General features: G+C 63.2%; 19 protein-coding genes. 12 read left to right on the forward strand and 7 right to left on the reverse strand.

Annotated elements, in window-relative coordinates:
* The first annotated feature begins 6 nt into the window (after positions 1-6).
* From RJQ10_RS07720 to RJQ10_RS07755, 8 genes are all read left to right on the forward strand, one after another.
* Positions 7-1233 carry an aromatic ring-hydroxylating oxygenase subunit alpha gene (locus tag RJQ10_RS07720; RefSeq protein ID WP_350145282.1) on the forward strand — a complete coding sequence of 409 codons (1227 nt, stop codon included), beginning with the start codon at positions 7-9 and terminating at the stop codon, positions 1231-1233.
* A 31-nt stretch (positions 1234-1264) separates the two neighbouring features.
* A complete protein-coding gene (locus tag RJQ10_RS07725; RefSeq protein ID WP_350145285.1) occupies positions 1265-2068 on the forward strand; it encodes an MBL fold metallo-hydrolase in 804 nt (267 codons plus the stop codon).
* The gene (locus tag RJQ10_RS07730) at positions 2065-2322 is read left to right on the forward strand and encodes a CBU_0592 family membrane protein (RefSeq protein WP_350145287.1); all 258 of its coding nucleotides are present in this window, start codon (positions 2065-2067) and stop codon (positions 2320-2322) included. Before RJQ10_RS07725 ends, RJQ10_RS07730 begins: the two co-directional genes overlap by 4 nt.
* 4 nt (positions 2323-2326) lie before the next feature.
* A complete protein-coding gene (locus tag RJQ10_RS07735; RefSeq protein WP_350145289.1) occupies positions 2327-3730 on the forward strand; it encodes an alanine/glycine:cation symporter family protein in 1404 nt (467 codons plus the stop codon).
* 102 nt (positions 3731-3832) lie between these two features.
* Positions 3833-5290: an amidase gene (locus RJQ10_RS07740; protein WP_350145291.1), complete on the forward strand. Its 1458-nt coding sequence runs from the start codon at positions 3833-3835 to the stop codon at positions 5288-5290.
* Between the two features lie 204 nt (positions 5291-5494).
* Positions 5495-6175: a class II aldolase/adducin family protein gene (locus tag RJQ10_RS07745; protein ID WP_350145319.1), complete on the forward strand. Its 681-nt coding sequence runs from the start codon at positions 5495-5497 to the stop codon at positions 6173-6175.
* A 170-nt stretch (positions 6176-6345) separates the two neighbouring features.
* Positions 6346-7119 (forward strand): serine hydrolase domain-containing protein, encoded by a 774-nt coding sequence (locus RJQ10_RS07750; RefSeq protein ID WP_350145321.1) that lies wholly within the window; start codon positions 6346-6348, stop codon positions 7117-7119.
* A 72-nt stretch (positions 7120-7191) separates the two neighbouring features.
* A complete protein-coding gene (locus RJQ10_RS07755) occupies positions 7192-7575 on the forward strand; it encodes a hypothetical protein (RefSeq protein WP_350145293.1) in 384 nt (127 codons plus the stop codon).
* Between the two features lie 95 nt (positions 7576-7670).
* On the opposite strand, the gene RJQ10_RS07760 is transcribed toward RJQ10_RS07755, so the two are convergent.
* Together RJQ10_RS07760 and RJQ10_RS07765 are read right to left on the reverse strand one after the other, a co-directional pair.
* Positions 7671-8969 carry a sulfatase-like hydrolase/transferase gene (locus RJQ10_RS07760; RefSeq protein ID WP_350145295.1) on the reverse strand — a complete coding sequence of 433 codons (1299 nt, stop codon included), beginning with the start codon at positions 8967-8969 and terminating at the stop codon, positions 7671-7673.
* Between the two features lie 186 nt (positions 8970-9155).
* Positions 9156-9803 (reverse strand): TetR/AcrR family transcriptional regulator, encoded by a 648-nt coding sequence (locus RJQ10_RS07765; RefSeq protein WP_350145297.1) that lies wholly within the window; start codon positions 9801-9803, stop codon positions 9156-9158.
* 181 nt (positions 9804-9984) lie between these two features.
* Between RJQ10_RS07765 and RJQ10_RS07770 the strand changes: the two genes are divergently transcribed.
* From RJQ10_RS07770 to RJQ10_RS07780, 3 genes are read left to right on the forward strand one after another with little or no spacing between them, the layout of a single operon-like run.
* Entirely contained in the window at positions 9985-11286 is a 1302-nt protein-coding gene (locus tag RJQ10_RS07770; RefSeq protein WP_350145299.1) for a sulfotransferase family protein, read from the forward strand.
* Positions 11287-11306: 20 nt separating this feature from the next.
* Entirely contained in the window at positions 11307-12695 is a 1389-nt protein-coding gene (locus RJQ10_RS07775; protein ID WP_350145301.1) for a hypothetical protein, read from the forward strand.
* Positions 12696-12749: 54 nt separating this feature from the next.
* A complete protein-coding gene (locus RJQ10_RS07780) occupies positions 12750-13589 on the forward strand; it encodes an SDR family NAD(P)-dependent oxidoreductase (RefSeq protein ID WP_350145303.1) in 840 nt (279 codons plus the stop codon).
* A gap of 104 nt (positions 13590-13693) precedes the next feature.
* Here RJQ10_RS07780 and RJQ10_RS07785 read toward each other — a convergent pair whose 3' ends face one another.
* From RJQ10_RS07785 to RJQ10_RS07805, 5 genes are all read right to left on the reverse strand, one after another.
* Complete coding sequence (locus RJQ10_RS07785; protein WP_350145305.1) at positions 13694-13894, reverse strand: pyridoxamine 5'-phosphate oxidase family protein; 201 nt, start codon at positions 13892-13894, stop codon at positions 13694-13696.
* 175 nt (positions 13895-14069) lie between these two features.
* On the reverse strand, positions 14070-14972 hold the full coding sequence (locus RJQ10_RS07790) for a dimethylarginine dimethylaminohydrolase family protein (protein WP_350145307.1): 903 nt from the start codon (positions 14970-14972) through the stop codon (positions 14070-14072).
* Positions 14969-16219, reverse strand: a complete 1251-nt coding sequence (locus RJQ10_RS07795; protein WP_350145309.1) for a Zn-dependent hydrolase — start codon at positions 16217-16219, stop codon at positions 14969-14971. Before RJQ10_RS07795 ends, RJQ10_RS07790 begins: the two co-directional genes overlap by 4 nt.
* A complete protein-coding gene (locus RJQ10_RS07800; RefSeq protein ID WP_350145311.1) occupies positions 16212-17441 on the reverse strand; it encodes a pyridoxal phosphate-dependent aminotransferase in 1230 nt (409 codons plus the stop codon). The genes RJQ10_RS07795 and RJQ10_RS07800 overlap by 8 nt, the downstream gene beginning before the upstream one ends.
* Positions 17438-19060, reverse strand: a complete 1623-nt coding sequence (locus RJQ10_RS07805; RefSeq protein WP_350145313.1) for a 5-guanidino-2-oxopentanoate decarboxylase — start codon at positions 19058-19060, stop codon at positions 17438-17440. The genes RJQ10_RS07800 and RJQ10_RS07805 overlap by 4 nt, the downstream gene beginning before the upstream one ends.
* A gap of 86 nt (positions 19061-19146) precedes the next feature.
* Here RJQ10_RS07805 and RJQ10_RS07810 point away from each other — a divergent pair.
* Positions 19147-19996, forward strand: an 850-nt coding sequence (locus RJQ10_RS07810; RefSeq protein WP_350145315.1) for a LysR substrate-binding domain-containing protein, incomplete at its 3' end; no start/stop codon positions are given.

Here is a 19996-nt window from a genome sequence, read left to right on the forward strand (position 1 = left end):
GACGACATGAAACGAGGAGCAGAGGCAAACGCGATGAGCCGAGCGGACAGGGTGCTTTCCGACGAACAGATCGAGCGTATCAATGCCCCGATCGAGAGGGCCAGTACCCTGCCGGCAGAGTCCTACTGTAGCCCCGTCTTCTTCGAGGCAGAGCGAGAGCGGATCTTCAGCAGGCACTGGGTCTGCGTCCTCTTCGACTTCGACGTGGCAGAGGTGGGGCAGGCTCTGCCCTTCGAGCTGTGCGGCATGCCCCTGCTGGCTGTCCGCGACCTGGACGGACGGCTGCGTGTCTTCCACAACGTGGTTCCCTATGACGGCTGCCTCGCCATCATGGAGCCCACTTTCGGACTCACGGAAATCGTCACACCCTTCCACGGCTGGGTGTACAGGCTTGATGGCAGGTTGCAGGCAGCCCCGTTCTGGGACGGCACGCCGCGCCGCGACCAGCAGCCTGCAGCGGTTCCCGCGACGGATTTGGTCGAGGTGCACTGTGCCACCTACCTGCATACGGTTTTCGTGAATCTGTCCCCGCAGCCGGAACCCTTCGAGGACTACATTGCGCCGATCGCGCGCCAGTTCTCGCAGTATGACCTCGGCGACGTCGCCGTGGTCCTGGACCGGACCGGGCAGCCGATCGTGCCCCGTGCAGTGACACACTGCAACTGGAAGATCTTCTTCGACATCGACGGACCCAATGTGCTGCACGAGAACTTCGTGCACCGCGCCTACCGTGAGTCCGCGGCCCATCCGCGGGTGACCGCAGCGGGTGAGAAGACCTACCACGAGATTGTCGACGGCTACCTGATCGGGCTTGGCTTCAACTACAGCGACTTCACCGAAACCTACGGGGCCGTGGACCCCGCGGAACCACATCTTGGCGCGAACGGACAGCTGCCGGACCAGGCGGCCTTCGTGGACCTCTATCCCGCAATGAGCTTCTCCATCGCCCCGGGCTACATCGAGATCGCCATCAACCTGCCGGACGGCGCCGAGTGGACAGTCGATCGGCGCATGTACCTGCTCCCCGCCAGCGCGGTGACACCGGAGAATGCCGCGAAGCACGAGAAAGTCTACGGCTTCCACGGTGAGGTGGCGCCGGAGGACAATCGGATATCGGAAGCCGTGCAGAAGGCGGCGCGGTCGCCCGTATACACGCAACGTTTCTTCTCCCCCTTCTGGGACGGGATGCGTCATCAGTTCCACCGTTGGGTAGCAGCGGACCTCGCTGGCTAGCAGAGCGGGCCGACCGGAGGCACAGAGATACATGAAAATCGCAGACCGCTGGTTCGAACGCAGGCGTATCGACGATGACATCACGCTGATTTGGGAGCCCCATGTTGACGCGCTGATTCGCTGCAATATCTGGCACGTTCGCGGCAGGGATCGGGACATGCTGGTGGACACGGGCCTGGGTATCGCGAGTCTGCGCAGCGCCGCCCGGGATATTTTCGACAAGCGTCTGACGGCGGTGGCGACCCACACACATTTCGATCATATCGGCGGCATGCACGAGTTCGATGAGCGGGTTGTGCATGAAAGTGAGGCGGCGATCATGGCTGACGGTTCCTCGCCGATGATGCTGCGCTCCTGCAACTTCAGCGAGGCGGAGTTGCGAGAACTTAGAGATGTGGGCTACCCGGTGGAGCGGGACGAGCTGATCAGTGCCGTGCCCGAGGCGGCTTTCGACATCGCGGCGCATACGACGCGCCCGGCCCCGTGTACCTGGTCGGTAAAGGAAGGTGACAGGCTCGATCTCGGTAATCGCAGCTTCGAAGTGATGCACCTGCCCGGGCACTCACCCGGTAGCATCGGCCTCTGGGAAGAGACCACGGGCATCCTGTTCTCCGGTGACGCCATTTATGATGGCGCTTTGCTGACGAACTTTCCCGGAGCCGACCTCAGCGATTATGTACGCACAATGTTGAGACTGCGAGAACTGCCCGTGCGTGTCGTTCACGGTGGACACGAGCGCAGCTTCGGCAGGGAGCGGCTTCGGGCAATTGCTGACGATTACCTGCACGCCTGGGAGCGCGCGGGCATGGCGCCCGCCGGTTCGTTTTCCCGATGAACTTTGATTTGCACGATGTCGTCGGGACGGTCGGGGCGGCGATGATCGTGGTGACCTACCTGCTGATCCAGCTGCGAAAGATGCGGGTTCCGGGCGTCCGCCATTCACTGCTGAACGGGGTGGGTGCTGCGCTGATCCTGTACTCGCTAACCGTGGATTTCAACCTGTCCGCCTTTTTTATCGAGACTTTCTGGCTTTTGATCAGCTGCATTGGATTGGTCCAGGCCCTGGGGGATCGCTCGCGGAGCGGGTAGATACATGCAAGCTTTAGCGGCCAGTTTCCAGGAGATCACCGTAGCCATCATATCGATGGTCACCGACATTGCTTTCAGCCAGGTACGGGTACTGGGAGTGGATGTCGAGTGGGCCGTGTTGTGGATGGCCGTGCCGATGCTGTTCTTCACCGTCTACCTCGGCTTCGTGAACGTCCGCTGCTTTCCCCTGTCCATACGCATCCTGAAAGGACGCTATGCCGACCCCGATGCACCAGGCGAGGTAACCCAGTTTCAGGCGCTCACCACCGCCCTCGCCGGTACAGTCGGGCTCGGGAACATCGCCGGGGTGGCCATCGCGATCGGGATCGGCGGGCCCGGGGCGGCGTTCTGGATGATGGTGATCGCGTTTTTCGCAATGTCCCTGAAGTTCGCCGAGTCGACGCTGGCCGTGAAGCACCGCACCATTCTCGCGGACGGCTCTGTGTTCGGCGGGCCCATGTATTACCTGCGGGCTGGACTGGAGGAAAGAAACTGGCCACTGCTCGGCAAGGTCCTGGCCCTGAGCTACGCCCTCTGTGCGATTCCACAGATGCTGGTATACACCCAGGTCAACCAGGCCTATAGCCAGTTGAGTGCGGTAACCGGCCTCGAAGCGCCTTGGACATTTGGCTTCGTTCTGGCACTCGCCGTCGCACTTGTGATTATCGGAGGTATCCGCAGTATCGCGAGCGTCACCAGCCGTGTCGTGCCGTTGATGTGTGCGATCTACCTGTTGGCGGCAGTCACGATTCTTGTTTTGCACGCCGGTGCCATACCCGGCGCGCTGGTGTCGATCGTCTCCGGAGCCTTTGCGCCGGAGGGCGTCGTTGGCGGCGTGATCGGAGTGTTCGTGATCGGAATGCGCAGGGCGGTCTACTCGACAGAGGCGGGGACGGGTGTATCCACGATGGTGCATGCTGCGGCGAAAACCCGCGAACCCGTCTCACAGGGCCTGGCGGCTTCCACCGAGCCATTCTTCGACACGGTGGTTGTCAACTTCATGACCGCGCTGGTGATCGTGGTCACCGGGGCCTATCAGCTTGAGGGTCTCAATGACATCCAGATTACTTCGGCGGCGTTCGGCAGTGTGATCTGGTGGTTTCCCTACATTCTTGCTGTCTGCGTGCTGTTGTTCGCGTTCACGACGATCATCTCCTGGTCATACTACATGAGTCGGGTATGGGCGTTCCTGTTCGGTCATTCGCGCCTGTCGATGTACGTCTATCGCGTGCTGTTTTGCGTGGCGTTGATCCCGGGTGGGGTGTTGACGGTGCGGCAGGTGATCGATTTCATCGACAGCCTCGTCGTGCTGGTCACGATACCCAATATCATCGGCTTGTACATACTGGCGCCGACCATCAAGCGCGATCTGCGAGACTACCTGGCGGGAGTGGCAGCGCCAAAGTAACCGCGGCTGTTGAGTGACGCATAGAGCGACTAGATGACCTTCTGGAACCCGGAATGCCGGCGATCTGTGGGTTCATACAATCACCGCAGAGGAGACACGTAAATGGACGAAATCGCGTTCAGCGATGCAACAAATCTGGTCGAGAGACTGCGAGCGAAGGAGCTTTCGAGCAGTGAATTGCTCGATCACTATGTCGCCAGGATGGACAGATACAACCCTGAAATCAATGCGATCATCGCAACGCAGCTCGATAAGGCACGGGCCCGAGCGAAGGAAGCTGATAAAGCCCTCGCGAAGGGACACAGCTGGGGGCCGCTCCACGGCCTTCCGATGACGGTCAAGGAGTCCTATAACATTTCGGACATGGCGACGACCTGGGGCGACCCGCTGCTCAGGGACAATATCGCCACCTCCGATGCCGTCGCTTGTCAACGGCTGCAGGCGGCGGGCGCTGTCATCTTCGGGAAGACCAACGTGCCGCTGTCCCTGGGGGATTTCCAGAGTTACAACGAAGTCTACGGGACAACCAACAATCCCTACGATCTGTCCCGTGTTCCTGGCGGATCTTCCGGGGGTTCGGCGGCGGCGTTGGCGTCGGGCATGACCGGGCTCGAGATGGGCAGCGACATCGGCGGGTCTATCCGCAACCCTGCACATTACTGCGGTGTCTACGGACACAAACCGACATGGGGCATCCTGCCTATGCGCGGCCATGCGCTGCCCGGTATCCTGGCGCCGACGGATATCTCCGTGATCGGTCCGCTTGCGCGCAGTGCGCGGGATCTGGCTACCGTGTTGACCATCGTCGGTGGCGCTGATGAACTGCATGCACCGGGTTGGAGCCTCGAACTGCCTGCCGCTAAACAGAAACGTCTGGGAGACTGGCGGGTCGCGGTTTGGGCGGACGACGACCTCGCACCTGTCGACAAGGCAATAAGCGACCGCGTGCTGCAGGTCGCAAAACTCGTCGAAGACGCCGGCGGATCTGTGCACTATACCGCTCGCCCCAAGTTCTCCGCCGACCATTCTCACGAGCAGTACGAACACCTGCTCTATGCAGCGATTTACGCGCGTCAGCCTCGGGAAGTGTTCGAGAAAAATCTGAAACGGCTACCGCGTCTCGATCCCGAAGACAAGAGTGAGCTGGCCTACGAGACCCGCGGTTCGACACTGTATTATCGGGACTGGCACGCGTTTAACGAGCGTCGCACGCACCTCCGCTGGGCATGGCACGAATTCTTCCGCGGCTTTGACATTCTGCTGACCCCCGTGAGTGCCACCACAGCCTTTCCACACGACCAGTCCCCGCAGCTGGAGGCGCGGCAGCTGACGGTGAATAATGCAGAGCGTCCCTATTTCGAGCAAATTTTCTGGGCTGGCCTCAGCGGGGTTGCCTACCTTCCGTCCACCGTGTTGCCAACGGGTCTCGACGACCGTGGTCTGCCGATCGGCGTGCAGGTCGTGGCGCGGGAGATGGGCGATTTGGTCACTATCGAATTCGCGCGTCAAGTGAGCGAAGCTCTTGGTGGTTTCTCGGCACCGGCCGCGTACCGGGACTGACCACGGCCGGCAAGTGCAGAGCAAGCGCGGTGGCGATGAGCACGATCCCTGTCGGGCGGAACGGGCCGAAGCCCGCTGGTATCCACGAGCGGAGAGTCAATGTCTTCGTTCCCGGACGCCCGCATCGCGCGGAGACTACTGTATTAGTGTTCATTTGCATGAGGAGGTACGGAAACGAGTAACACCGATATTCAACAGGCCCGGATTGATCTTGCCGCTGCGCTACGCCTGGCAGCACACTTTGACTTGAACGAGGGCATCTGCAATCACTTCAGTGTCGCCATTGGCGACGAAAGTTACCTGCTGAACCCTCACGGGATTCACTGGTCGGTCGTGACCGCATCCGACCTCATCGTGATTGGCCCTGAGGGCGCAGGTGACGCGGAGGTCACAGCGCTCCACATACACAGTGCGATACACCAACAACACCCGGATGCGGTCTGCGTGATGCATACGCATATGCCCTGGGCGACGGCACTCACATGCCTGGAACGCCCGCACTTCCGCTACGTTCACCAGAACTCATTGCGTTTCTTCGAGGATGTCGCCTGGGACGATGACTACCACGGATTGGCCGAGAGCCCTGAAGAAGGAGAGCGGATCGCCCTGGCCATGGGCCGCGCACACGTTCTGTTCATGGCCCATCACGGCGTCACCGTTGTTGGGGCCAGCGTCGCCGAAGCGTTCGATCGGCTTTACTACCTGGAGCGGGCCTGCGAAGTCCAGGTCAAGGCGATGTCGACTGGTGTACCACTACGTGAAATCGGATCAGACATCGCCCGGGCGACAAAGGCGCAGTTTGACGAGGGCGGGACCTACGCTAAGCCACACCTTGAAGCACTTAAGCAGTTGCTGCCTCCGGACTATTCCGGCAACGGAGCCTAGTCCTGGCTACGTGCGACGGATTCGCGCTCTTCGGGTCTGCACTTGGAGTTTTCGGAACCCAAACTTTCGATTGACCGTTTACATGGGCGACACAGCCCGAGGGATCGTCAGATGCCATCGATTGCTTGCGTTTGCAGTAAACATGTTCGAGGTGGAGAGCACCAACAGTGATGGAAATGTTCAGAACCATTGGCCTCGCGCTCGGCGTTGCCGCCGCATCGGTCAGCCTTGCTGAGCAAAGCGGCAGGCCGGATGACTTGACGCTCACCAATTTTCTCTCCGGTCCGAACAATCGATGGGCGTTCAGTCACGTGCGCGAGTTGATACCGACAGTGAATATCCCGCATGACCCTGGCCGTCTTATGCGGCTAGACAAGAGCACAACTGTCAGCAGAGACTTATTGTTGGAGTGGAGGGGCGAGAAGCTGAGCCTGGACGAGATTGCCTCTCAACAATACATTGATGGAATTTTGGTTCTCAAAGACGGAAATGTAGTTCTGGAGAACTATTACGGGCAGTTGAAGCCCAACCGGCCCCACGTAATGATGTTGGTAACCAAATCTGTGGTGGGTATTCTGGCTGGGATTCTTGCGGACAAGGGTGTGATCGACCTCTCGAAGTCGGTTGCAGATTACGTGCCGGCACTCACTTCAAGTGGCTGGGGTCCTGATTCGTTGCGCACTCTACTCGACATGCGCGATGGTGCTGATTTCAGCGAAGATGGAAGCTTGTTATTGCAGGACTGTGCGGTCGGCTGGTCCGACGCGGACGCTTGTCCCGCGAACGGACCACGCGGCGGCTACGAATTCTTGATGACTGTCGACCGAAACGAAGACAACCTGGGACACTTCGTGTACAAGTCCGGATCAACCGACGTCATTGGGTGGGTCCTTGAGGAGGTGACGGGCGAGCCGCTCGCACAACTGATATCGAAGTACATCTGACAACCAATGGGGGCCGAATTCGATGCATATATTACCGTGGATGGGAGCGGTTTCGTTTCTGGAGGATGGGGTATGAGCGCCACACTCCGAGACATGGGGCGCATGGGAATACTGATGCTTGCAAACGGTGTCGTCTTCGGTGAACAAATTGTTCCATCGGCATTCATAGAGGACATTCGCGCGACGCCGGATTATGCAGGAAAACCATCACAGAACATGCAACCGGAGAGCGGGTCTCCATACTACCGCTCGTTCTGGTGGGGTTTGGGCAATGATGGAAAAGACATCAGGGCAATTGGACAACGTGGGCAGTATCTACATGTGGCTCCTGAAGCAGGGGTGGTGATTGCCGCGTTCTCAAGCTGGCCAAGCGTCCATGGTGACGGTCGAACCCATGGTGTGACTGAGCGCGACGAGCTGGTGGCTGCGCTGATTGCTAAACTGCGCCAGCCGTAACACGGTACGTGCCGCCTTTCTTCTGCTGTTCATCGGCGGAAACCTCCGCCGGGCGAGTCCCACTGCAGCTGATCGTTATCGCTTGGGGGGTATCCTTATGCAGCGGGATCGCGGGTAGCGACGGATGCCTCCCACTCGATGAGTTCACGGTGCAGGCTGTCTGCAAACGCCTGCTTTTGGTGATACAGATCCATTGACTCACCGGGATCTGCTTCAAGATCGTAGAGATAAATAGTCGGCTTGCTGAACGTCGAAAATCGGTGGACCAGCAGCTTCCACTTGCCGCGACGAACGGCGGCCTGGCCGAAATCGCCCAGCGATATGCGCCAGAAGAACGTCCTCTCGCCGTCGGAGTCAGGCGCGTGGATAAGGTCCCGGCCGTCCAGTTCGATCGGCCCCAGCTCAATGCCAGCGGCGTTGAGAACGGTGGCTGCCAGGTCCATGCCGATGCCGTCCCTGCGCAGCGTCTCGCCGGCCGGGAGCCTTTGGGGCCAGCGCATGATCAGGGGTACCCGGGTTCCGCCTTCTTTCAACATGGCGAAACCGCCGGAGTATGGGGCGTTCCGCACCAGGTTCCGACCGTTGTGATCGTAGGTGAACAGGACCAGCGTGTTCTCGGCGAGACCGAGATTCTCAAGAGATTCCAGCACCCTGCCTATGCCGGCATCCATTGCCTCGACCATTGCGATGTAATCAGCGCGGGTAGCCGTGCCGATGTTAAATTCCGCGTCCCAACGGTCCGGCGGCAGATTCGGACCCAAGTAGGGAGGCAGTGCCGTGTTGTAGGAGAGATACAGGAAGAAGGGATCACCGCGATGCTCTTCCATGAACCGGATACTTTCATCGGTCAGGATATCCGTCAGGTAGCCCTCCCGCTCCACGATACGCCCATTGTGCACGAGGGACTCCTTGCCGCTGTCATTGCGATGGGTGTAGTAGTTGATGCTCCATTCGTCATAGCCGAAGAATTCGTCGAAGCCGTGAGAGAGCGGGTCGGTGCCCTCGGCATGTCCCAGATGCCATTTGCCGAACAGACCGCTCTTGTAACCCTTTGGCTTGAGCAGTGCCGGCACTGTCGGTATTTCTGCACTCAGCCCGCCGTCGTGATCGATGTTGTCCTCGAAACCGATACGTGCCGGATACCTGCCCGTCATCATTGCTGCTCGCGACGGACCACAGATGGGCGCGGCGGAGTTGAAATTCGTAAAGCGCACGCCCTGTGCGGCCATCGTGTCCAGGGAGGGAGTCTCGACATCGGTTGCCCCATAGGGGCCGATATCACTCGCGCCCATATGGTCTGCAACAATCAACACAATATTTGGTGTGTCGGCCCGCGCGCCAGCTAGACAGGATGTGGCATAAAGTGCGACGAAAATAGCGATGAGCAACTTCATGGGATCTCTCCTGGCAAACAAGCGATACAGGGCGCTTAATCAATCGGGTAGTTTGACTTCAATCAGTCAGTCTAAAGATCCGCCACCTGCCGGCAACCGGGAAATTCTGCTCAATCGCCATAAGATTTTCTTAATAAAATATCCTGTCGGCGCAGATCCTGCTGGTAGTTCAGGGTTCTCATGGTGTTACCTGTGCAGCAGGTAATTCAGCAAAAGCGTCAGGACTTCCCGTCGAAAAGCCGGATCATCCAGCGCCAGTGGCCGCTCCGCCAGCGCCGACTGCAGACAGGCATCGAGACTGCGGCGGGCGATGAACGCCATGGTGTCGATATCGCCCTTGCGCAACTGCGCCCGGTGTCGGCGCAGGAAGCCCGGGAACCATTGCTCCCAGGAGGGATTGGCGAGGGACTGGGTCAGCTCGTTCACGCGTGCGCGGATATCCAGACTCTGCTGGTACTGCAGGTAGAAGTCCGGGTACATCCGGTACAGCTGCAGCAGCAGCGCGACTTCGAGGTCGATGATCGCCGCCAGGGTGGCTTCCAGACCCTGGTCGGTCAGGGCGTGAATGCGGGCGAATTCGCTCTCGGTTTGCGCCACCAGCCCCGCCATGCGCTCTTCATAGACCTCCGCCAGTACCGCTTCCTTGTTGGGGAAGTACTGGTACAGGGAGGCGATATTGATGCCGGCGATATCGGCAATGCGCTGGGTGGTTAGCCGGTCGGGACCCTCTGTTTCCAGAATTTGCAGGCAGGCCTCGCGGATGGCGCGAACCAGAGTCTGGGAGCGCTGCTGCCGCGGGCGTTTGCGCGGTTGCGGTAGCCCCGTGTCGCTCATCGTCCGCTCCAGTAGCGGCGAAAATGTAAGGAGAGCGGGTTCACTGCCGGCAAGGCTCCAAAAAATTCAACAAATACATGAAGATACAGGGAATGGCGCGATGCCGAAACCGCAGTTGCCAGCGCCGGCCAGAGCGCTAGAGTACTGTATTCCGATGCGATGACAACTGCCCGCGAGCGCCATGTATTTCGACGTTGACTATTACTTCCGTCTGTTGCGCCACGTCTGGGGCCTGAAACACTGGCCGGGCCGGCGGCGTCTGTTGCTGCGCTTGCTGGTGACCACGCCGCTGGCGACCCTGTTTCACAGCCTCTGCTTCCTGCTCGACTACGTCTTGTTCCCGCGGCTGTGGACGCAAAAGGTCAAAACCCCTGTATTCATTGTCGGCCACGCGCGCAGCGGCACCACCCTGATGCACCGCCTGCTGGCGGCGGACGGCGAGCGTTTCAGTTACTTTCTCTACTGGGAGACCCTGTTCCCCTCGCTGCTGCAGAAAAAAGTTATTCGCTGGCTGGGGCAGGCCGACAGCCGACTCCTGGGCGGCTTCATTCACCGCACACTCAAGGCCTGGGATGACAAGACCTTCGGCCCCTTCCGCCACATCCACAACATGAGCCTGTGGACCTCGGAGGAGGACCAGTTCGCCATGCGCGCTGCCTTTGTCACCCAGCAGTGGGCGACGGACCTGCCGGTGATGGATGTGCTGGACCTGTTCCACCTTGACCAGATGCCCGCCAAGCGCCGCCGCTGGTTGCACCACTACCGGGAACTGGTGAAACGCCAGCTGCTGCTGAACGGCGGCGACCGCATCCACCTGAGCAAGAACCCGGTGATGAGCGGCTGGGTCGGTTCGCTGATCGAATATTTCCCGGACGCGCGCATCGTGGTCATGGTGCGCGACCCGGCCGAGTGCGTGCCCAGCCTGCTGAAACTGGTGGAAATCTCCTGGAAGAGCCGCGGCTGGCAGAAGGCCGACTACGGCCACTCCCTGGACATACTGCTGGAAACCTCCTTCGAAAGTTTTCACAACCCGGCGGCTCAGCTTGCCCGACACGCGGCGACTCCCCACGCCTTCGTCGATTACCGGGAGCTTACCGCGCGGCCGCGGGAAACCGTAGACGCCGTTTACACTGCCCTGGGCATGACGGTGAGCGACACTTTCGACAACTATTTGCAGGCCAATGCCGAGCGCGAAAAAAGCCACCATTCCAAGTTCGAATACAGCCTGGGCGAATACGACCTGTCCAGTGAATTGCTGGAGCGGCGGCTGGGCCCGTTCTATGACCGCTATGGTTGGTCGCGGGCGGCTGAGCTCCTGCGGGCGGCTGAACCCCGGGCCGGTCAGCCGTGTGCGACTGAGCCCCTGGCAGGCAACCCGCGGGCGGCTGAGTCCCAAGCTGGCAAGCCCCGGGCAGATGACCGGCCTGCGACCAGAGCCGGCGCCGATGATGCAGCGCCGTCAGCCACCGCGACTGAAACATAAAAAACCGACCACGGAGAATCATGCGCATGCCCCACCCCGAGAGTACCGCCGCCACCCGCGAGGCCCTGCGCGCGGCCTTCGACGACATGATCCAGTGCTTCCAGGAAGCGCGGGATGCCATCGACGATCCGGCCCTGTATCCACCGCCGCCCACGGACCGCAATCTGGCGGAGGGTTACCGCTACGTGGCCGGGTTCATGCTCAATGCCATTGAGCGGGCCCTGGCGGACCCCCTGTATCCGCGCTTTCGGCGCGCGATACAGCCCATGAACCGCTCCACCATCGACAATGCCGACGCGGTGTACCTGGGGGTGGAGATCGACGGCAACTACAGCTACCGCATTCGCGGCCGCGCTGCCGACACCCGGCACTGGCGCGGGGAGGCGCCGGCGGCGGGCACCACCGCGCCCCAGTACGTGATTTTCGAGCTGGCCAGCGGCTACTCCGGCGACAGCGGCAAGCTGTCGGAGATGCAGCCGGGTACCCGTATCAATACCAGCACCCTGGACAGCAGCAAGCTGCAGGTGGAAGCGGATGGCAGCTTCGATATCCTGGTGGCGCCGGAGCAGCCCGAGGGCTACAGCGGCAATTTCATGCTCAGCAAGCGCAGCAGCCGCGGAGTGGAGCATGTGGGCCGCTTCCTGACCTGCCGTGAGCTGTTCCACGACTGGGCCAACCAGGACCTGCTCGATCTGGAGATCCTGCGCATTGGCTGCGAGCAGGAACCGCGTCCGCCTATCGACCCCGCAGGCGCCGAACACATGCTGCGGGAGATCGGCCGTATCGCCCGCAATCAGGTCCACTTCTGGAATGCCTTCAATACCATTACCCTGGAAACCTACGGCCAGGTGCCGGGCGGCATCAGCGAGCGCATGGGCCTGGACAAGCCGTTCATGCCGGTGAACGACATGAACCCGCCCAATGTGCTGGGTATCGCCACCGGTGGCGGCCAGAGCAGCAACATCTACGCCGGCGGCACCTACCTGCTGGAAGATGACGAGGCGCTGGTAATCGAGACCCGCACGCCGATCGAGCCGCACTTCCTCGGTTTCCACCTGGCCAACCTGTGGGGAGAGTCGCTGGACTTCGAGAGTTACCCCAGCAATATCAACGCGCACTTCGTGGAAACCGATCCCGATGGCGCCCGGCGCTGGGTGGTCTGTCACCGCGACCCGGGTGTCGCCAACTGGGTGAGTACCACCGGGGTCCTCCACGGCTACACCAGCAGGCGCTGGACCTATCCCGAGCCGCCACCAAAGGAACAGTGGCCGACGCTGACCGCAAGGAAAGTGCCCTTTGACGATATCCGCGCGCACATGCCCCATGCGCGGATTGTCACAGCCGAGGAGCGAGCCGCCCAGCGCTTGCTGCGCCATCGCCATGTGCAGCGCCGCTATCGGCAGTACTGAGCAGAATTCACACCTGATCCGCAACCCTGCAGCACAAGCATAAAGGAGAACAGCATGGGACAACTGTCGGGAAAGACCGCCCTCATCACCGGTGCCAGCCGCGGTATCGGCCAGGCCATTGCCACCCGCTTTGCCGCCGAAGGTGCGGCGGTGGTGCTGTGCGCGTCGCGCCTGGGTGCCCACGGCGATCTGCCGGGCACCCTGGAATGTGCGGTGGCGGCGATCAACGCCAGTGGCGGCCGGGCGGCGGCGGAGGTCTGTGACCTGCTGGTCCCGGAGGCGCGCGCCGACCTGGTAGCCAGGGCCGCGGCACACTTCGGCCCCATCGATATCCTGGTGAACAATGCGGCGGGTTCCAGCATGGATCTGCCCAGCAGGGTCACGACCGCGAAGCGCAACCTGATGCTCGACCTCAACCTGAACGTACCCATGGAACTGGCCCAGCAGGCGCTACCCGGGATGCGGGAACGCGGTGCGGGCTGGATCCTCAGTATCAGCAGCGCCACGGTCAACCAGCCCCTGCCGCCCTATCGCGACAGTCGCGAGGCGGCACTGGTGATCGCCGCCTACGGTGCCAGCAAGGCGGCGCTGAACCGCTACAGTGAGGGCCTGGCGCACGAACTGGCGCCAGAGAACATCTTCGTGAATACCCTGGCGCCGGAAAGTATTGTGCTCACCCCCGGGGCCGAGTACGTGCGCGACATCGCCCGCCGTCACCCGGACTGGGCCGAGCCCATCGAGATGATGGCGGAGGCGGCGCTATCCTTGTGCTCCGGCCGCCATGTGGGGCAGATGGCCTACAGCCGGCAGTGGGTGCTGGCGCTGGGGCTGTCGGTACGCAGCCTCGATGGCCGGACCGTGCTGGGGGATGCGTTTCTGCCCGCGGACATATAGGTGGGGCCGCGCAGGAGGGTGGGGCCGCCGAGGTGGGGCCGCCGAGGCCGGGCCACGTAGGCGGCCCAGGTCGGCCCGGCCCGACCAGGCAGGCGGACCCGCCTTCAACCGAATCGACCACCGTACAGCTTGGGGCTGGAAACCTGCTGCGGATGAATCGTGATGATGACCCGCTCGGTGCCCGGCGCGTCCAGATCCTCCGGTGGTTCCGCGCCACCTGAACCGGCCATGAACTGACGCCGGAAGAAGCTGCGATCGGCGTCGTCCTGCAGGCTGGCGTGACCGCGAATCTCGACGTAATCCATGATGTTGGTCCTGGAAACAACGCAGAAAGCCACGCGGTCGTCGGCCTCCAGATTCCGGTACCAACAGAGAACGGCACAGGGTAAAGAAATCGGCAGCGGGGGGGTAACTGCCTGCGTATGATTATGCAGTCCGGTGTGGGCAATTTTGCCTGCAGGCCAGGCGAGCGGGCGCTGCTCAGGCAGGGTCCCGCCGCAGCGGCTGGCACATGCAGTGCACGCCGCCGCCACCCGCGGTAAACAGGCTGACGTCCGGGTCGATCACCTCCAGCCCCCGGGCCCGGCATTTCTCCCGCAGTTCAACGTTGTCATTGGGCATCAGCACCCGGTCATTGCCCAGGGCCACGACGTTACAGCCCAGCTCCAGCATCGCCCGGTAGGAGATGTCGATCAGTTCGATACCGCGCCCCTGCAGCCAGTCCAGGAATTCCTGCTCCAGGGCCTGGCCACAGACCGCGGCGAGCTTGTCCGACAGCATCGCCAGCTTCACGTCCAGGTGCAGGAAGTAGGGATCAAAGCTGTAGCTGCGGAATTCCCAGCCTTCTGCTTCCACCCAGGACTGGAGCTGGGCCAGGCCCTCGGGGCTGGTGCGCTCGCCGCTGATTCCGCAGACAATCACCCCGGGTTCAAGCACCATGAAATCGCCTCCCTCCAGGCTGCCGGCGGTGATGATGTCGTAGATGGGGATATCCTGGCCGAGGTAGAACTCCAGCACCGGCTTCCACTCCCCGCGCCGCCAGGGGCTGTACATCTGGGTGATGATCGGCCCCCAGGGGGTCATGACCGAGGAGTCCCGGGCGTAGATCTGGTAGGGCAGGGCGGAGTCGGCTTCGAGGATATGGGTGGTGACACCGGCCTGCCGGTAGGCATCCAGCATCTCCCGGTACTGGGCGCGCGCCAGCTCAGGGTCAAATTCCCGGCCCAGACGCCGGGAGCGGCGGGCCATGGCGTTGCCGGGTTGCCAGCGGTAGTGGTCCACCGGACCGATCAACACGTCGCGCAACACCCCGTACTCGGAGTCCATGCCCCAGCGGGTGAGTACTGCGCTGCCGCCGCCCGCCTTGCGCTGCCCCAGGTTCATGCCGCCACCCCCGCCCGTTCCAGCATGGCCAGCAGCAGCACGTTGGCGCCCTGTTCTGCCTGGGCCGGCGTAATGGCCTCCGCTTCGTTGTGGCTGACGCCGCCCTCGCAGGGGATGAAGATCATGCTGGTGGGCGCAACGGCTGCGAGATTGCAGGCATCGTGGCCGGCCCCGGATACCATCTCGCGATGGCTGTAGCCCAGGGCTTCTACCGCCTGCGCCACCGCGGCCACGCAGTCCGGGTCGAAGGTGACGCCGGGGGCCTCCCAGAAGCAGCTCACCTTCCCCTCAAGCTGGAAGCGGGCACAGGTCTCCTGCACCGCTGCTTCCAGCCCGGCCTCCAGCGCTCGATAGCGCGCCAGCTGCGGATGGCGGATGTCCACGGTCAGCTCTACCTGTTCCGGGACCGTGTTGCTGGAACCGGGCCGCGCCTGCACAAAGCCGCAGGTTACCCGGGCCTCTGGCCCCTGCTCGGTGGCCAGCGCGAACAGTGCCGGCAGCAGTGCGGCCAGGGCCATCATCGGATCCTTGCGCATGGCCATGGGCGTCGGCCCGGCGTGGGTGGCGACACCGTCGATGAATACCCGGTGGCGGCTCATGTGCTGCACCCCGGTGACCACGCCGATAGCCAGTTCCTCTGCCTCCAGCACCGGCCCCTGCTCGATATGCAGTTCAAAGGCCGCGGTTACCGGGAACGGCTGCGCCGGTTCCTGGCCCCGATAGCCGATGCGCTGCAGCTCCTCGCCGACGCTGTGGCCGTCGCGGTCGGTGAGCGCGCAGGCCTCGGCCAGGGGCATGGCGCCGGACCATACGGCGGAGCCCATCATCGCGGTATCGAAGCGGCAACCCTCCTCGTTGGTCCAGACCACGACTTCCAGCGGGTGCCGGGTGTGGATACCCGCGTCGTTCAGGGTCTCGAGCACCTCCAGCCCCCCGAGCACGCCGTAGACGCCGTCGTATTTGCCACCGGTGGGCTGGGTGTCGAGGTGGCTGCCGGTCAGGACCGGGGCCGCGTCCGCGTCGACGCCGGGGCGGCGAGCAAAGATATTGCCGATGGCGTCGATACGGATGTCGCAACCCGCCTGTCTGCACCAGTCCAGGAACAGGTCGCGACCGATCCGGTCGGTGTCGGTCAGGGCCTGCCGGTTGCAGCCACCGTTGGCGGTGGCGCCGTGGGCGGCCATGGCCTGCAGGCGATCCCAGAGGCGCCGGCCGTTGATGCGGGGCAAAGTTGCGCTATCACTCACGGGGTTTGCACTCCAGTGTTGCTACAAAGGCTTCGATGCGGTCGAAGGCCGACGCCATCGCCGCCACGGACAGGGTCAGGGAAATCCGTACATAGTTACGGCAGCTGGCACCGAAACCCGCGCCCGGCAGTACCGATACCTGCCCCTGGTCGAGCAGGGCTTCGGCGAAAGCCAGTCCGTCGAGGCCCGTGCCCGCGACGTCGACCATCACGAACATGCCAGCTGCCGGTACTTCACAGTTCAGGCCGGGAATCCCCGCGATCCGCTGGCAGACATAATCCCGGCGCCGACGATATTCGTCCCGCACCCCGGCGATGTAGTCCTCATCATTGGTCAGGGCATGGACAGCGGCATCCTGCACGAACTGGCAGCAGCCGAACAGGGTGGCGGAGGTGAACTCCAGCAGGCGGTCCGCCAGCGCCAGGCTGCTCACGGTCCAGCCCAGGCGCCAGCCCGTCATGGCGTGGGACTTGGACAGGCCGTCGATGACCACAACGTTGTCCAGCGCCTTCGCCGCCTTGCGCAGGGAGGTGTGCGGCTGCTCGAAGGTGATCATTGAGTACACCTCATCGCAGACCAGCCAGATGTCCCGCTCCCGGCACCAGGCAGCGAGTGCATGCAGCTGCGCAGGCGTAATCATGTTGCCTGCGGGATTGCCGGGGGTGTTCAGCAGCAGGACCCGGGTCGCCGGGGTGACAGCCACCTGCACGGCGGCGACATCGAGCGCAAAACCGGCGGCGGCCTCCAGCGGGAAAGTGACGGCGTTGATGCCGAGGGCCCGGAACAGTCCGTCGTAGCCCACGTACATGGGCTCCGCCACCACCACGTCCTCGCCGGGGTCCACCAGGCAGGCCAGTACCGAGTAGATGGCATTGGTAGCGCCGGGGAAAATCACGATCTCATCGGGGTCGCAGGGCTTGTCGGAAGCGTTTGCTTCGATAGCGGCGATGGTTCGGCGCAGGCTCAGTTCGCCGCGCCCCGGGGCGTAGTGGGTGCGGCCCCGCTCGAGGCTGTCAATGGCGGCGTCTATGGTGGAAGGCAGCGTGGGCAGGTCGGGATCACCGACGGACAACAGGCACACGGGCTCACCGCGAGCCGCCATCTCGCAGGCCCGATCGTGTACGCCCCAGACGCCCTGGCCGTCGTCGATGAGGCGGTGGGCGAGGCGGCTGGTACGGCCGCTGAAGGCCGGCCTGGCAATTGCGGTCATGGTGTCACTCACGGTTGCGTGACCGGGTCCAGGAAATCGCGCTCCTGGACTTCGATCAGGGTGGGAACTGTGCGCCCGGCGCTGTCTTCCAGCAGCGCCCGCAGCTGCCCCAGGTTGCCGGCGCGTGCCGCCTCGCAGCCCATGGCGCGGGCCGTGGCGATAAAGTCCGGGGTGTACGGGTCGCAGGCGATGGGCTCCATCCCGGCAGCGACAAAATTCTGCGCGATCATCTCGTAGCGGCTGTTGTTCCACACCACAACAGCGATGCCGACACCGGCTTCAACGGCGCTGGCGAGTTCCGGCAGGGTGAACTGCAGGCCACCGTCCCCGATCAGGGCGATCACCGCCTCGCCGGGTCGTGCGAGTTTGGCGCCTATAGCGGCGGGGAGGGCGTAACCCAGGGTGCCGTAGCCGGTGGCAGCGCTGGCGAAGCTGCGCGGTGTCGACGGGTGATACTGGGCCGCGGCGAAGTAGGCCGGCTGGGTTGAGTCAGCCATCAGGACGGCATCCGGCAGGGCCAGCTGCAGGCAGTCCAGAAATGCTTGATAGTCGGCCCGGTGGCCGGTCGTTGCCGCCAACACGGCTGCCGTGCGCCCGGCGCCGTCGCGGGACCGCCGCTGCAGCAGGGGCAGCAGCGCCGCCAGGGCGAGACCACTGTCGGCGCGGATTGCCACGTCGGGGCGCATGTTGCGGCACAGTTGGGCGCCGTCGATATCGATGCGCACCAGCTTGCCTCCGAGTGCAAAGCCGCCGTCGAAAAAGAAGTCGTAGTCGGTCTCGCTGAATTCGGTGCCGATGGCAAGGACGACGTCCGCGCTTTGGTACAGGGCCCGCACCGCCGGCAGCGAGGGGCTGCTGGCCACCAGCAGCGGGTGCTCAGGGGGCAGGATGCCGCGGGCGTTGTGGGTACAGGTGACCGGCGCGTCCACCAGCACCGCCAGCTCGCGCACCAGCGCGGCAGCATCGGCGCTGCCGCCACCGAGCACGATCACCGGGCGCTCGGCGCCGTTGAGCAGCCGTGCGGCCTCCGTGATCGCCGCCAGGTCCGGGCCTGGACGGGAGGGCAGGGGCCAGGGCGCAATCTCCAGGTGGCTGGCATCGGCGGTGATCACATCCTGTGGAATACTGATGTGTACCGGCCCCGGGCGTTCACTGGCGAAGATGGCAAAGGCCCGGGCCAGCACGCGGGGCAGTTCGTCCACGCCCAGCAGGCGATGGCTCCAGACACTGCACTCCGCCATCGCCGCCTGCAGGTTGCGGGTCTCGTGCAGGCGGCCCTCGCCGAGTCCGAGCTGGTGGCGGTTGTTGTCCGCCGAGATCACCAGCATCGGAACCGAGTCCTGCAGGGCCTGGCCCATGGCGGTGGCAATATTGAGGGCGCCTGGGCCGGAGACGGTAATGCAGGCGGCGGGCTTGCCGGTCACCCGGGCGTAGCCGTCGGCCATGAAGCCGGCGCCCTGCTCGTGGCGCGGGGTAATGTGGCGGATGCCGCTGCGGGGCAGGCCCCGATACAGCTCAATGGTGTGGGTGCCCGGAATGCCAAAGGCCAGCTCAATGCCGCAGGCTGCCAGCATCTGCATCAGATGCTCGCCGCAGGTAATCCCATGCTGTGTCGTTTCTACATTGATCATGTAGCTTATAGTAGCTGTGCTCCGGTTGCGGCAGTATCGAATTATCCGGCATACTTCATTACCAAATTGCATGAAGTCGCCTTCACATGAGTATCCGGCTGCCTTCCACCCGCGCCTTGGCCTGTTTTCACGCGGTGGCCAGCAGCGGCAGCGTCACCCGCGCCAGCGAGCAGCTCAACATGACCCAGGGCGCGGTCAGCCGTCAGCTCTCCAGTCTGGAGGATCAGCTTGGAGTACGCCTGTTTCTGCGCCAGCGCCAGCGCCTGCAACTGACAGAGGCGGGGCGTCAGTACGCGCAGCGGGTGGAGGATATCCTCGAGCGCCTGCAGCGGGCCACCGAGGAGCTCAAGAGCGCGGGCAAGCGCAGCCTGCGGGTGGGGGTTGAGCCCGCCCTGGCCAGCAGCTGGCTGATTCCGCACCTGGAACAGTTCTCCCGGGAACATCCGCTGCTCGACCTGCAGCTGATTACCGACATCGACAAGCTGCACCCGCTTTCCAGCCACTGCGATCTTGCCCTGCTCTTCGGCGACGGGCGGTGGAAAGGTGCCAGTGTCCGGCGCCTGATGGGGGAGACCCTGGTCGCTGTGTGCAGCAATGCGCTGCTGCAGCGGTACGGCGTGCTTGAGGACTATGGTGATGCCCTGCGCTATCCGCTGGTGCACCACAGTGGCCCCTGGTCCTCCAGCGCCACCTGGCTGGCGCGGGCGGGGCTTGTTCCGGAGCAGCTTGCGCGCCTGCCGGGCCCGCGGCTGGAAAATTTCAGCCTGGTCCTGCAGTGCGCCATCCAGGGCCTGGGACTGGCCTTCCTGCCCACTTATTTCGTACTGGAAGCGCTGGCGCGAGGGGCCCTGGTGGAGGCCAGTGAGCTGCGCCTGCCCTGCGAACAGCACTACTACCTGGTGGTGCCGCAAGACCGCGCGGCGGCACCCGCGGTGC

Source organism: Haliea sp. (genome assembly GCF_040222615.1).
GTDB lineage: Bacteria > Pseudomonadota > Gammaproteobacteria > Pseudomonadales > Halieaceae > Haliea.